The sequence below is a fragment of the Paenibacillus sp. LT-B23 genome, from assembly GCF_059417685.1.
In genome coordinates this window covers 1-12,402 of record NZ_JBSQBM010000036.1, presented here as the reverse complement: position 1 = coordinate 12,402, position 12,402 = coordinate 1, and the positions used below count along the sequence as shown (strand labels likewise).

Here is a 12,402-nt window from a genome sequence, read left to right as displayed (position 1 = left end):
TAAACAGGAGGCCAAAATTTGCCCACTAATTCAACACGAAATCAATACCAAATCAAACTGTTCCACTTTAACGAGATTACTTATGTAGGCGACCAACTTAACGCACTGCAATCCAGCACACGTACCATCACCGTATCGAACAGCATCTATCTCGATCAACTCAAACGAGTCGTAGCAGAATGTGATCATTCCACCGATGTTACCGAAGTGATCTTTATGCTCAAAGCTGATCAAATTGACGAAGACGATCCATCTCAACTTGCCTTGTTTGAACGCATGTTACGAGAGGGTATCTACTATAATGGAAGGAAATATGTTCGTTCGATCAAGTCACCTGCCATGGGACGTACACAGCGAACAGAATTTATCCAGGAAAAGTATGTTGCTGATCTTTATCGACGCATTACACTCGGTAAAATGCCACCACTCACCAACATCCATAAGTGGGAAGCAGCTTTGGGTGTAAGTCGTTCGGCAGCACAGCCAGTTTCATATATTCCTCGTATTGTCGTCATTCCCGATTATGAAAAGAATGAAATCGTCGAGGATGTATGGAAAGTGGAAAAGTGTGTTGAAGATTTGAAGCAGCAGAAGTTGATATTCGATGAAAAGATGAAACAACGTGAATATTTCAAAGCGAAGAAAGAATTGAAGCCATCAAAGGAACGATTACATAAATTAGACCGTATACCGAATAAAACGATCCCGTGGAATGGTCGCACGAAGTCTGTTCCCGATCCAAAAGACTATAAAACATTCAATGGATGGAATAAACAGAATCGTCGTGTGAAGCTAGAAGCAATTCCTTCCCCTGCTCGCTCGGTTATGTATAATGACGAACTATACCCTTGCTATTTCATCGAACAAACGGAAGAAATCCCAATTATAGAGATCAATGAGGAGTCCATCGGTTTCAAGCGAGTGGAATATCCACAGTATGAAAATAAGAATGTTCAGTTTTTCGATGGTCAAGGTTTAATGAGCTTCCAGTTTGCAGAGCGTATTGGACAATACCTGAACCTATCCTACTCACCTAATGCAGTTCAGGGAAGACTTCCATATATCAAAGGTAACTTTATCCGTTTCGATCTTATGAAATGGTTCAAGGAAAACAACGTGACAGAAATAAAAGATGTTTTCGATGAATCACAGCCGATCATCGACATAGAGGGTCGTCCTATTGATCTCATCCTCACCAAGTCCTGTTTTAAAGCATGGCACCAATACAATGAGGAACAAGCTAAACCTAAATGTTTGTTTGAAAATATAACGGAATACGAAGCATTACTGAAAGTACATAATCATAACAATTTCTGGATCGCCAATTATGCGAAGCCAGCATACCAGATGAACGCATATACACCACTGACTTACCAATATATTCATGCGCTGAATCTCACATTGAACGACTTATTTCAATTAGCTACGCCTCTAATGGATGTCATCAAGCGAGTCTTACATGGACAAAAGAATGACATCCATGGAAAGTGGCTTCGAGATATTGCGTACACGAAAGCGTTCCTACATATGCTAGTCCAAGAAGATGATGAACCTAAGGATGAAGATCATGAACCTGACGAACAGGAAGATGAGATAGAACGGGGTCAAAAAAAACAATTTATAAATGAAATCATCCAAGCTATTGATTTGAATGAACTAATGCTATATGACGGAAACGTCCGCAAATTCATCGTGAAGCAAGCCATGCTGAAAGTACAGGGTATGTTGAAAGGTCGTATTCCGATTCGCGGTAGCTACTTTTATCTAACCAATGATCCGATTGCGTTTATGGAGCATACCAGCGGAAAACCAGTTACAGGTGTTTTAGAGAAGAACCAAGCTTACATGAATCGGAAATGTGGAATGCATGCTCTGTTCCGTTCACCGTTAACGATATTTAATGAAGTTGGCAAGCTAGATTTTGTACAAGTACATAACCGATATATGCGTCATTTGGACAATGTGATTGTTTTGAACTGTTGTGATTTAACACTGGCAAGGCTCGGACTAGGAGATGTGGACGGAGATACGGCTCTCTGTACCAACGATCCAACTATACTCAAGGCAGTGATTGACGCTCCTACGATCATCAATGAAGATGATAAAAAAGTAGCTGCTCCTGTACCGAATAATATGGACAGTATCGTCAAGATGGAGCTGAAAAGTCTACATAACCTGACGGGCAGATGTACGAATGTGAATACGTATTTTCAGAATCTGGCTTTGGAGGAAGGGAGTCTTCAAGCACGCGTTTTGGAAAACTCAGTTTTAAAATTTCTCCAAGGTCAAATCATTGATGCGACCAAAAATGGGCTGGAAGTAGAGATTCCATATGTGCTGGATCGTCTGGCTATCCAGATGCCATATTTCTTTCGTTTTGTTAATGGTGGCAAAGCAGAGGATTATCAGTACTCGACAAAATCGCCGTTTAATCAATTTTGTGTCAAGGCAGAAAAGTACATAGATGACACGTTTAACATGAAAGATGGGAAATTGGATCAGTCTATTTTCAGTATCGAGAGTACGAGACAACTGTTACAGGATATGAGGAAGGTTAGCCAGCCTAAGTTTCTGAGCTATCTAGCCTGTATTGAGCCACTGTATAAAAAATACAATAAGCAGAAAAACCAAGTTAATCATCGCCAAAAGCAATTTAATGAACTGAAAAAATGGGAACGAGACAATGAAACTCGGAAAGCTATTAGTGCTGAATACGCCAAGTTAAGAGAGAAGTACAAGGCTCAGTGTGAGGAGATTTGCCCTTATCCTTCGATACTTGCAAGTGCTGCTGTGGAGATCGCTTATCAGAAATATGGAACGTACTCCTTTGCATGGCTGTTTGTAGATGGGCTATTAGAAAATCTAAAGCTACATGAAAATGTCATAAAGAGGGAAGTACGAAAGGTGAACCGGCTCACGAATCGGAATGTAGAAGGCAAGGAGCTTATCATTCAAGCTGGCATCGCTACAATAGATGATCTGGAGTTTCCATTTCATGTGCTGGACGGTATTTATTCGTTATTTGAGATCATGGGACAATTCTTTATTGGCTATGAAGCTGAAAGAGAAACCGTAGTACAAACTAGTAATACGCCTTCTCTGTTGGATGAGAAAAGTACAAGACGAATATTGAGGAATTATCCGCTTGGCTTCAGCACTTTAAAAAAGTCGGAGGAAGAATCGCAGTTAGTTGCTGACCGGGTATTGGGCAAGAAATTACAGATTAAGGTGGTCGAGTACCGCTATGTTCATGTTGTAGATGAGCATGGAGAAAGGAAATGTATAATTCCACGAGATCAGGCCATTCGTCGAGATGAGGGGTTATCCTTACTGGATTTTGGCGGAGCGACAATTGAATTTATCAGGATTGAAAAAGTAACGAATCAAGCTTTAAGGTGATAGTCCATATCGGATAAATTGAATCATAGTGTGTCATGATAGGCGCCTGTTAACACGGGCGCTTGGGTAACAACCAGAACGTTATATACGAATCCAAACATAAGGGAGATATTATCAATTGAACACCACATTAAAATTAAGCCAGATTGTTACCAACTCGAATCAGCCACGCAAGCATTTTGATGAAGAGTCTTTGCAGGAACTTGCAGCATCCATTGTAAGCGATGGATTACAGGAAGCTATATTGGTCAGACCACAGGGAAGTCAGTATGAGATTGTTCAAGGGGAACGCAGATATCGAGCAAGTCAAATGGCTGGACTGGATACGATTGCAGTGAAAGTAAAGGAATTAAACGATGAGGAAGCTTTTCATCTATCTGTCATCGAAAATATCCAGCGGGAGCAAATGACTCCTATTGAAGAAGCTCATGCATTTTATGAGTATGTACAAAGAGGATACACGCATGAACAAATTGCCAAAAAGGTTAGCAAAAACAGAGCTTTTGTTACAAGCCGCTTAAGACTATTGAAACTATTACCTTTTATTCACTATTGGATTGCAGAGGGGTATATTTCGGACGGTCATGCCAAGCAACTATTGAAAATGGAATCGTTTTTGAACAGATTGCTAAAAAACAAACCGACATCAAAATTCATTCATGAAGACGGTTCACAGAAAGAAGAAAGTCATTTTGAAAACTATCAACTGAAATTTCATAGTTCCTTTTGGGAGAAGCATGACATAAAAAAAGAAAAGCTAACCGTAAACGAAGTCAAGAGATGGGTGGATGATTGGCATTACGGTTTAATCATCTCGCCTATTTTGAATTATACGGGACTTGGCTCTGTAGTTATTTCTACAAATCGAGGGTTTGCTTTAACCGCTCAAATGGATTGTATTGTCAATCATCTTCATATCTCCAACATAACAGAAGAAGATATTGATTTTGCAGTTGTTTATGATTTGGAAAAAAATAAAGATCATTTTGATTCCGAATTCAGGCCGTGGATGGTTGAGAAGTTTTGGGATGAGATGCGAAATGAACTTTTTTACTCTGATACCAACATCGAAGACAAATGGAATTTACATAGCTTTCAAGATGAATTGAAAAGATGTAAAAATTATAGCGATGCTTTAGAGGGAAAATCATTGGGAACGTTAACGGAAGAAATCAAATTTTATAAGCAACAATTAGATCATATTGCCAAAGAGAATCATGTTTCAATGGATGACATACTGGATGAATTGCTGGCCATGGAGTAAATGGTGTCACGTGACACATATAGCGCCTGTTAACACGGGCGCTTGTGTGACATGATCCACAAATGAGAGGAGTGAATCTAAATGAGCTATTTTTATTGTTACGATGGTCAAGTGATGAGGAAATTACAGGATAAAAATATCCGGTACATTACTCGCGCTTTGACGATTGATAAGCATCAAAAATTTTGGCTGTATGCTATTAATGAAGAATTTCAACAGGCTTTAGAAGAAATTAAGAAACCGAAAATATAAGGAGTGAATCTGATTTGGCAGTGAATCATTGGGGCGATCTGGAAGCTTATATTTCTCATTCGCATATGAAAAGTCTCCACGAAGAGGCATTTATGGCGACATATCATGCATTATCAAGGTTTATACATAAGGGATTTCAAATGAATATGGATGAATCTGAAAATGAAGAATCCTATTTGTCATGGGTAGTTAATTCTGCTCCAGGTACAGGGAAAAGTACAGCATTAAATGTTCTATGCAAGAGTCTATTACAGAAAAATGCTTCAAATCAACATGAAAAGTATCCGCTGTTGCTTGTGTTTAATAATAACGACACGATGAAGAATAATGTATATAAGGATGTATCTGAATTTGCCAAGCAACATGAAATACCAGATGCCATTGCATATGTCAATTCTGATGAGATTTATAAAATGATAGATACCATGAGAAAATATCAAATTATATGTATTCCTCAGCAAAGACTTCGAGATTTGATGTTAGATGATGAGAACATGAATAACTATTTATTATATTACCCGCAGCGAGCTAAGAATACGAAAGATGATGCTCAACTTAAAGAAGTACATAAGTGGAAACGATTGGTGATCATAGACGAGATGCCCATTTACTACGACAGTTGTGTCTGGGATATTGGCAGTAAAGACAATTCATTTGACTGGTTTGAGCATTTGGCAGATCGTGTTCATTTAAGTAATCATGAATTTAAGGAAGCTAGAGATATCCTGAGTGAGTTGATCAACTTGGAATTAAAGGACAATGTAACTTCCCATTCAACATTACGATTGAATCGATTTATAGAGGGTTCAGAAAGAGAACGGTTCTTCAATACCATCCTGGCTAAATTGGCTGATGCTAAAGGTGAACTTGAGGATATGAGAAGATATACGTGGTTTATGAAGATGTATGCAAAGGATCATATCGGCTGTATAGAACGAACGAATAAGCAAGCTATTATTTGTTCAGAGTGGCTGGACTATGGTCGGTTACATACCCATATGATGATTTTAGACGGGACAGCACATATCAGCCACAGTATATATGAACGTTCTGGATTTGAACTGATCCCCATGACAAATGTTCATCGATATGCTGAGCGGTTGAATATTCGATGGAAAAATATAAATACGTCCACAACATTATCTTACCGTGAACTAAAAGAAGTCAAGGAAGCGATAGCAGGAGATTTCTTGGAGATACAAAGCAAACTACAAGAAAAACGTCCCAGTTTCAAAATGATTGCATTACCTAAGCAGGATGATATCGCATTTTATCACGCTGAGGGTGTAATTACGGACGAGCAGCTCAAGCAATTTTTCACCATCAAGCAGAAGTCAGATGATGATATGAGGAAACATCTTTTCAATGTGGTAGGTAATAATGATTTTTCTAGCTTTAATGCAATGGCCTTGTTTGGTGTTCCCATTCGCCCTCCTAGGCATTATCGGGAAATCGCGGTAGCCATGTATGGTGTAGACATCGATATATCCTTAAATGAGAATCGAAATAAAGGAAACTGGTTTACAGATGAGAGAATACAAAAACTATATATAGAAGATGTGCTGGCTAATCTTTCCCAAATTATTCATAGAACATCCCTACGCAATGTAAATTTAAGCGAAGAAGTGGATATTGTGATGTACTCGAAACGGACAGAATGGTTAACGCTGATGAAAAAAGAATTTAGATTGCCGGATGAACGAATCAACATGCATCAACTACATAATGAACTTCGATTTAAGAAAGCTTGTTCCAAGAAAATGATCGAAATGGTTAAGCTCATGGTGGGCAAGAAGAATATCAAGCTTACCGCTAAGGAAATAGGTGGAAAAGCACTATATCAGTGGTTTAGAGATAATTGGAACGGGAATAGAAAGCAATTCATTTTGAGTGAGTTAAAGAATCATAATATATTGCTATTTGAAAGAACCTCAAAAGTTGGACGACAATATTGGTTGTTTATGCTGGTGGATCAAGATGCATTCACCGATCATGTGGTTAGCGAGCATTATCGTAAACTATTGTAGTAGTTCCAAAGGAAGATTTTCTCCCTAATATTAAGGGAAGATTTCTTCCTCTTATGATAAATTTGCAAATAAAGTGTCCAAAATGAGCCGCAAAAGGGTGAATTGCCGAAGGCAAGAGGGGAAACGGCGGCAGGTCGATGAATACCGATTACGAAGCGTAGCGAAGTGGTTTTTATCGAGATGGTGAGAGAGTTTCCCCTTATGTGGGTACAAACGTTAAGATCAAAAGAAACCGTCAACAAAAATTTGTAAACAAATTATTTCTTTCCGTAGCCATCCAACATCGTTGGCTGTCTTCATTTTATTTTTTTGAACATGATGGATTGACGTGACCCTACTTTTCAATCTATAGGGGGAACTGGGGTCAGTCCATGGAATGTAGCCTAAACTTAGAAAGGATGAAATGGAGAAATGATGTTAACCTCATGCCCAAGACACTTATTCGTTTGTGGTTGTGGTCAGGTTGCTTAATTTAAAATTTTCTCCTTACATATTCAAATTTATCTTGTTGAATATGGACTGGTATTTGCAAAATTTTAAAGTTGCATAAAAGCATTTGTACTTAGTTACTAGAGAGGAATGACAAGATCATTTTACTGATTACCGAAAATGGCCGTCAAACGGTCATCTAAGAAAATATCTTCAAATGAAGTAGCTGGCAATGCACATTCTTTGAAATGCTCACTTTTTTAGAGTTATCCTTACTTACAATAAATGCCCCTTACTACATCTATAAAACTATGCAGCAGGGGCATACACTTCAATACTAAATCAGTTTACAACACTTGCATGTTTGAATTACAATTCACTTCTTGACGAGCCTAATTTACCATAAGCTTGACCTGACATTTTAGTATTACTCGTATTATAAGTAGCATAAAATTCGCCAGTAGGCCAAGCTGAACTGCTAATCCAACTAAAAGTGTCTCCGGGAGCTATCTTTACTTCAGTTCCACTCATAATCGAACCACTAGCTGAGCCTTTGTGTACGGCGAATTTAATCGCTTCACTACCTGTATTCCTTACCCATAATTTAACATAACCCAATCCCGCAGGAATGGAAAAATACGATGTCTGTGTTTGACCGGATAATGTTGTGTCAAACACAGACATCGTTTGTTGAGGAGTGATAACATGATCCCCTGCTGTTGGTGTAGTCACATCAGTCGATGTGTTTGCAGATTGGGAAACTGCTGCTGAATCAGTTGTAGCTGGTGTAACTTCCGTAGTGGCTGCGGCAGAAGCAGTTAATGGAATGGCAACAGCTAAAGACAAAACAGATAATAATGAAGCTTTTTTAATGTTTTTCATACTCAAAAGCCCACTTTCTTTGATTTTTTTCCTGTATACTTTATCAATCAACCAGTATGTATAGAAACTATTAGAGTATTCATGATCAATAAAGTTTTTTTACAGGTAGCTATACACATTTACATTATAAGTCTTTTATTGTAATTGTTCAACAAAAAAATGGACAATGATTCCATTATCCTAATATGGCACGCTTCGGAATTAAACCGCGCAAGGGTTCCACACAGGCTGTTCATGTTTCCGTTGATTAACTGGTTCCTTGCCGCCGTGCCATAAAGCCCCGGATGAACCGGGAAAATGATTCATGTCGGAAGCTCTGCTGCGAGCAGTTTGAGAATCGGCAGTGTCGCGATGAGTTGGCGTCAGACTCGTTTGTACATACTTGCCGTGCTGTGCGGCATGCTCTTCGTCATGAAGATGCAGGATGCCGTCCTTACTCAAAAATGCAAAACGTGGTTGTGTATATAAAAATGTGTCACGTGACACAATGTTGAAAATTTAAAAGTACATATTACACAAGGGAACTCTGGCTATGGTCTAGGGTTCCTTTTTCATTTAGAGAGGAGAAATTAGGATGATTATATTGTTACTAGCATTAGCTATAGAAATCTGTATTTGGCTTAGCATATTCTTCACTGTAATTCTGAGTGAGAGGAGAATGAGCCGGATTGGAAATCGAATTCGTAAACGTAGAAATGCCCATACCATACATAAAAAACGCCAGAAACAATGAGAAAGCTGTAGACATAAAGGAGCAAATTTTATAAATGAAATGGATGAAATTGAAGATCGATCAACTGGTACATGCCGAATATAATCCAAGGAAGGATTTAAAAGCGGGTGATCCAGAGTTTGAAAAGATCAGGAATAGTGTAATGGAATTTGGTTATTGTGAACCGATTATTTGTAACAGTGATTACACTATTGTGGGAGGTCACCAACGTGCCAAAGTGTTGAAGGCACTTGGATACGATGAAGTTGATTGCGTCATAGTCGATGTGAATAAGTCGAAAGAAAAAGCCTTGAACATAGCGCTTAACAAAATTACAGGGGAATGGGACTTTGAAGCATTGGCTGCATTATTAGATGAGTTGAAGGAAGCAGATTATAATATTGAGCTAACGGGCTTTGATTGGTCTGAAGCGGAGAAGTTGTTGGATACATTACATGAAGAATCTGTGGATGAGGAAGGTGATTTCGATGTCAAAGAAGCTTTCCCTGAACATCCGATCACTCGTAAAGGTAACATTTGGCTACTTGGAAAGCATAGGCTCATGTGTGGAGACTCGACTAATCAGCAGGATATTACAACATTGATGGATGGTAAGAAGGCTCAGCTCATTGTAACTGATCCACCTTATAACGTCGATTATACGGGTAAGACGAAGGATGCATTGAAAATTGAAAACGATAAGATGGATAACGACCAGTTTTATGATTTTCTATTGGATGCCTATACTCGAATGTTTGAAGTAGCAGATGATGGAGCAAGCATTTATGTATTCCACGCAGATAGTGAAGGTTTGAATTTTAGGAAGGCATTTATCGAAGCTGGATTTAAACTAGCACAATGCTGTATCTGGGCTAAACAAGCAATGGTAATGGGTAGACAAGATTATCACTGGAAGCATGAACCTGTATTATACGGTTGGAAGCCGACAAGTGGACACTACTGGAACAGTGATCGTAAGCAAACGACATTATGGCAATTTGATCGCCCCTTCCGGAATGAATATCATCCCACGATGAAGCCGATTCAATTGATTAGCTACCCAATTAAAAATTCGAGCAAGCTTGGTGATATCGTATTTGACCCATTTGGTGGTTCAGGTTCAACGTTGATTGCTTGTGAGGAAACGGATCGGATTTGCTATACGAGTGAGCTTGATCCCAAATATGTAGATGTGATTGTGAAGCGATATATTGCCCACGTTGGTAGCGATAATGGCGTGTATTTAATTCGGGAGGGCAAGCGATATGACTATCATGAAATCATTCAGCCTTGAAAATTAAGATTTCATGATATCTCCCTATAGTCTTCATAGGAAATGTTGTTCCTAATCTCCATCAATCAGTTTTTTCGAGAATCGTAATCTTGCTCCCTCCTGCTTATAATTGAGGTATAAATAGCGGGGAGGAGATAATATGAAAAAGACTGCTGAACTTGACTCTACAGAACAGTATAGATATTTACTACGAAGGGAATGGGATGAGGATAAAGCAAGTGCCTTGTGGATTATGCTTAATCCAAGTACAGCTGATCACCAAGATGATGATCCAACTATTGAGGCATGTATTAGATTTACAAAAAAATGGGGATATGGCTCTTTTGAAGTAGTGAATCTTTTTGCTTATAGAGCAACGAATCCTTCAGTTTTGAAAAAATTAGAGAAGGAAATTGCAATAGGAGCAGAAAATTTGAACTACATTGGTGAAGCATTGAAACGAGCAGATTTGATTATAGCGGCTTGGGGGTCTAACGGAAAAACTCATAAGAGAAATCAAGATAATGAGTTAATCTCATTACTTGGAAATTACAAGTTAAAATGTTTAGCAATTTTAGCTGATGGTGACCCTCGTCATCCTTTATATATTAGTATAGATAGTCCTCTTCAGGATTTCAAATTAACGAAGAAAATCAGGATTAGACCAAGAGTTTAAGAATAAAGACATTAATGAATTTTACAACGTCTTTTGAATATTTAGTGAAGAGAAATTATCTTGGTCTCTTCCGGTAATTTTGTAAGTAGGTCTGTGTAATTTTGCACGGACTTCTTTTTTTTGGAGGTGAGCAGAATGAGTAATAACAATAACAATCCCAAAAGGAACAAACCTAAAATATTAACCAAGTATGATCAATTTGTTGTGCCAAGACTTAGGGATATTCCCATTTGGGTACGTGAAGGAGCCACAGATGAAGAGATAGCTAAGCGATTGAATATTCATATTTGGACATTAGGCGATTATCGCAGGAAACATCCGAAATTTGCTGAAGCATTGGAACGTCCAACCAAATGGGAAACCCATGTATATCCTCGATTAGCGGAGATTCAACAGTGGTTCGAAGAAGGCATGAACGCGGAAGACATTATCAGGAAACTCGACATAGGTAAAACGACTTGGTACGAGTACATAGATAAACATCCGATGCTGGCTGAACTAGTCAAATGGAGCAGATCTGTCCCTATTTCACACGTGGAAAATTCACTTTTAAAAGCAGCTACAGGGTATGAATATGAAGAAATTAAAACGATTATCGAAGAGGACAAAAATGGAAAAAAGAAGACGCGCATTGAGAAAGTGAAACGATATCAGCCTCCCAATCCGACAGCGATGATCTTCTATTTGAAAAACCGCGCACCCAACGAGTGGAATGATCGCCGTGAGCTGGTGGTGAATACGAAAGCACTGGAACAGGAACGCAAGCAGCTATTTCTGGATATGATCGAAGCGGATGTGGTGGATGCCGACTATGAAGCTATTGAGGAATCGGTCGAGATTGAGGAAGGATATATGGAGCCAGATGATTCACAGCCATAACGTTATGTCGTCAATATTTGTATAGATAAACGCCAGTTTCAGCCCTGAATTAGCCTCAAAAGTAGCCAGAATCAGTGCATAAGATAGGTTATGCAAACGGTGGACTTTGCCCCACATCAACGGTATGATGTGACACACAAAGCGAAGGGTGGAGGCGAATATGGAGTATATTCAAGGGTTTGAAGCACATTTACGGAGCAAGGATCGGAGCGAGAACACGGTTTCCTGCTATATTCGGGACGTGTTACAGTTCATAGCGTGGTATCGGGGCAAGACGGAATATGGATTGGATCAGTGGATTGAATTGGATGGGGTAGAATACAAGAAATATCTGCAAAGCACCAACCAAGCAATACTGACCATCAACCGTAAGATCGCCAGTATCAACGTGTTTGCAAAGTGGATGCATCAACAAGGCTATATTAAGGAAGAAATACATATCGAAGCAGTCAGGAACAAGGTCGTTCGGCAGTATAAGGGTCTTGAGGAAAAGGATTTGTGGAAGCTACGGAATGAAATTCACCGTATGGGCAATCGGATGCATATCTGTATGATTGAATTACTGATAGGAACAGGGATACGAGTAAGCGAATTGGTTGGTATCAAGCT

At 39.0% G+C, this 12,402-nt stretch carries 10 protein-coding genes; 8 read left to right on the top strand and 2 right to left on the bottom strand.

Annotation, left to right across the window (positions count from 1 at the left end; all coding sequences use genetic code 11):
- Positions 1 to 18: 18 nt before the first annotated feature.
- The 4 genes from ACWXW9_RS27595 to ACWXW9_RS27580 all read left to right on the top strand — a co-directional run bounded on the left by ACWXW9_RS27595 (position 19) and on the right by ACWXW9_RS27580 (position 6,942).
- Entirely contained in the window at positions 19 to 3,399 is a 3,381-nt protein-coding gene (locus ACWXW9_RS27595) for an RNA dependent RNA polymerase (protein WP_494931991.1), read from the top strand.
- A 118-nt stretch (positions 3,400 to 3,517) separates the two neighbouring features.
- On the top strand, positions 3,518 to 4,663 hold the full coding sequence (locus ACWXW9_RS27590) for a ParB/RepB/Spo0J family partition protein (RefSeq protein WP_494931990.1): 1,146 nt from the start codon (positions 3,518 to 3,520) through the stop codon (positions 4,661 to 4,663).
- Positions 4,664 to 4,744: 81 nt separating this feature from the next.
- Positions 4,745 to 4,915, top strand: coding sequence for a hypothetical protein (locus ACWXW9_RS27585; protein WP_494931989.1), 171 nt, complete (start codon positions 4,745 to 4,747; stop codon positions 4,913 to 4,915).
- Between the two features lie 14 nt (positions 4,916 to 4,929).
- Positions 4,930 to 6,942 carry a hypothetical protein gene (locus ACWXW9_RS27580; RefSeq protein ID WP_494931988.1) on the top strand — a complete coding sequence of 671 codons (2,013 nt, stop codon included), beginning with the start codon at positions 4,930 to 4,932 and terminating at the stop codon, positions 6,940 to 6,942.
- 798 nt (positions 6,943 to 7,740) lie between these two features.
- Here ACWXW9_RS27580 and ACWXW9_RS27575 read toward each other — a convergent pair.
- Positions 7,741 to 8,304 carry a hypothetical protein gene (locus tag ACWXW9_RS27575; protein ID WP_494931987.1) on the bottom strand — a complete coding sequence of 188 codons (564 nt, stop codon included), beginning with the start codon at positions 8,302 to 8,304 and terminating at the stop codon, positions 7,741 to 7,743.
- Between the two features lie 150 nt (positions 8,305 to 8,454).
- Positions 8,455 to 8,694: a hypothetical protein gene (locus ACWXW9_RS27570; protein WP_494931986.1), complete on the bottom strand. Its 240-nt coding sequence runs from the start codon at positions 8,692 to 8,694 to the stop codon at positions 8,455 to 8,457.
- A 326-nt stretch (positions 8,695 to 9,020) separates the two neighbouring features.
- On the opposite strand from ACWXW9_RS27570, the gene ACWXW9_RS27565 reads away from it, so the two are divergent.
- The 4 genes from ACWXW9_RS27565 to ACWXW9_RS27550 all read left to right on the top strand — a co-directional run.
- Positions 9,021 to 10,259, top strand: coding sequence for a site-specific DNA-methyltransferase (locus ACWXW9_RS27565; RefSeq protein WP_494931985.1), 1,239 nt, complete (start codon positions 9,021 to 9,023; stop codon positions 10,257 to 10,259).
- Positions 10,260 to 10,398: 139 nt separating this feature from the next.
- On the top strand, positions 10,399 to 10,914 hold the full coding sequence (locus ACWXW9_RS27560) for a DUF1643 domain-containing protein (protein ID WP_340959166.1): 516 nt from the start codon (positions 10,399 to 10,401) through the stop codon (positions 10,912 to 10,914).
- A 135-nt stretch (positions 10,915 to 11,049) separates the two neighbouring features.
- The gene (locus ACWXW9_RS27555; protein ID WP_494931984.1) at positions 11,050 to 11,793 is read left to right on the top strand and encodes a transposase; all 744 of its coding nucleotides are present in this window, start codon (positions 11,050 to 11,052) and stop codon (positions 11,791 to 11,793) included.
- A 160-nt stretch (positions 11,794 to 11,953) separates the two neighbouring features.
- Positions 11,954 to 12,402, top strand: a 449-nt coding sequence (locus ACWXW9_RS27550) for a tyrosine-type recombinase/integrase (RefSeq protein ID WP_494931983.1), incomplete at its 3' end; no start/stop codon positions are given.

Coding starts and splice junctions, on each gene's coding strand:
- ACWXW9_RS27585 (WP_494931989.1), top strand. CDS start 4,745: ATGAGCTATTTTTATTGTTACGATGGTCAAGTGATGAGGAAATTACAG.
- ACWXW9_RS27565 (WP_494931985.1), top strand. CDS start 9,021: ATGAAATGGATGAAATTGAAGATCGATCAACTGGTACATGCCGAATAT.
- ACWXW9_RS27560 (WP_340959166.1), top strand. CDS start 10,399: ATGAAAAAGACTGCTGAACTTGACTCTACAGAACAGTATAGATATTTA.
- ACWXW9_RS27555 (WP_494931984.1), top strand. CDS start 11,050: ATGAGTAATAACAATAACAATCCCAAAAGGAACAAACCTAAAATATTA.